General features: G+C 61.1%; 3 protein-coding genes. All 3 read right to left on the reverse strand.

What is annotated here, in order from left to right; genetic code table 11:
- Window positions 1-518: recombinase family protein (locus tag ACFTOW_RS13435; RefSeq protein ID WP_379916550.1), on the reverse strand; the 518-nt coding region annotated here is incomplete at its 3' end.
- Between the two features lie 283 nt (window positions 519-801).
- Window positions 802-1,263: a helix-turn-helix domain-containing protein gene (locus tag ACFTOW_RS13440; RefSeq protein ID WP_379916552.1), complete on the reverse strand. Its 462-nt coding sequence runs from the start codon at window positions 1,261-1,263 to the stop codon at window positions 802-804.
- A gap of 131 nt (window positions 1,264-1,394) precedes the next feature.
- Window positions 1,395-1,688, reverse strand: coding sequence for a DUF5372 family protein (locus tag ACFTOW_RS13445; protein WP_379916554.1), 294 nt, complete (start codon window positions 1,686-1,688; stop codon window positions 1,395-1,397).
- Window position 1,689: the final 1 nt, after the last annotated feature.

The raw sequence follows: 1,689 nt of genomic DNA on the forward strand, positions 1-1,689 counted from the left end.
GGCAGGGGGCAGCGGAACTCTCCCCGACGCGCCTTGTTGAGGATGCCGCCGCGCAAGCGCGCCTTGATCACATGAAGTTCGGCCTCGCTCATTGTGCCTTTCAGGCCGAGCAGGAGCCGGTCGTTGAAACTTGCCGGATCATAGACGCCGTCTTCGTCCAGGATCAGGGTATCGGCAAGAGCGCAGATCTCCAGCAACCGCTGCCAGTCGGCGTTGTTGCGCGCCAGACGGGAGACCTCCAGACCCATCACGATCCCGGCGTGCCCCATGCCGACGTCGCTGACCAGCCGCTGGAAGCCCTCGCGCCAGGCCGCCGAAGCACCGGACTCGCCCTGGTCATTGTCGATGACGACAATCTGTTCGTCGCGCCAGCCAAGAGCGACCGCCCGACCGCGCAGCGCATATTGCCGCTTGGCACTCTCCGCATTCTCCATGACTTGCCGCATCGAGGATTGGCGGATGTACAGGTATGCGCCACGGTCAAGATGGCGCTGTTGAACCTTGAGGTGCATGTTCATGACGGTCTCCGATTATGGGTGTTCATGGCGATAGCTGCGAGAACGTGAACGACAGCATCCTGCGCGCCGTGCGCCAGGCAGGCGGCTGATGGCGGGTTGATCGGCTCGCGAGGGGTGCTTGTGGATGCGGTCAGTGCCTGAGCCCATCCCCACATGCCGCGTCTGAGGAAAAGGATGAGGCCGCTGCGAGCCATAAGCGGCAGCGCGTCGCCGAGCACTGCCCGGCGCAACACCTCGTACTGGGCGGTGCTTGCCGAAAGACATGTCGGCGCGGCGGCGGCGCCTAGCGGGTCGTTTTTTTTAGTGCCCGTTCGATGGTTCTGGGGTGGAGCTCGATATCGAGCTCTTGGCGGACCACTTTTGCCAGTTGCCGAGCGCGAACCGGCTCGCCCGGGATCAGCCGTGCCTGCAGGAACGCCAAGACGTCCTCGTCGATCTTGTGGGGGCCGCGCGGGCCCGGCTTTGCCGACACCAGTCCGGCGATCCCGGCGGTGTCGAAGTTCGCCTTGGCCTGGTAGTAGGTCGGCCTTGAAACACCATACTCCTCGGAGACCTCTGTCACCGACACCTTGTCGACGGAGACGCGGCGCAGCATCTCGTATCTGACCTGCACGGCATCGTGCGGATCGAAAAACTCGCTCCCATGGAACTTCGGATCGCGCACCTTGCCAGGTGCTGGATTGAAGGTGCCCTCTTCGATGAGGGCATCGGTCTTTGAGCGCTTGCTGCCGTACTTCGCGGCCATAGTCGGTTCCGGGGGTGAGATATGACTTGGTAGTAATTATATTTACGCCGCAATCTGACGTGACGTCAAGGTTATAACACCACAGGGCCCCAGAATATATCCTATTATTTGGGATAACTCCCCTCATCTCGCTATCCATGCGGCGTAATTCCCCTTACATTAGCGGCATAGTTCCCTTTACACGTATCGGCGTCACTATCGACCAATTTGCCCGAGAGGCGGCCGACCAGTTCGGCCAGAGCAATCAGATCAGCAAACCGCAGGAGTGCATCTCCGCCACCGATGACGACGTCTGGGTCTTCACTCGCAAGATCCGTCCATTGCGGGGGAACTGGCCAAACAGTGCCGTCGTCCGCCTGCAACAGAAGACGCTTGCCATGCCGGTTGCACCGCCTCCCGACACATAGCCTTCTTTGCGAAAACAAC

Source organism: Lacimonas salitolerans (assembly GCF_042677865.1).
Lineage (GTDB): Bacteria > Pseudomonadota > Alphaproteobacteria > Rhodobacterales > Rhodobacteraceae > Lutimaribacter > Lutimaribacter salitolerans.

Coding starts and splice junctions, on each gene's coding strand:
- ACFTOW_RS13440 (WP_379916552.1), bottom strand. CDS start 1,263: ATGGCCGCGAAGTACGGCAGCAAGCGCTCAAAGACCGATGCCCTCATC.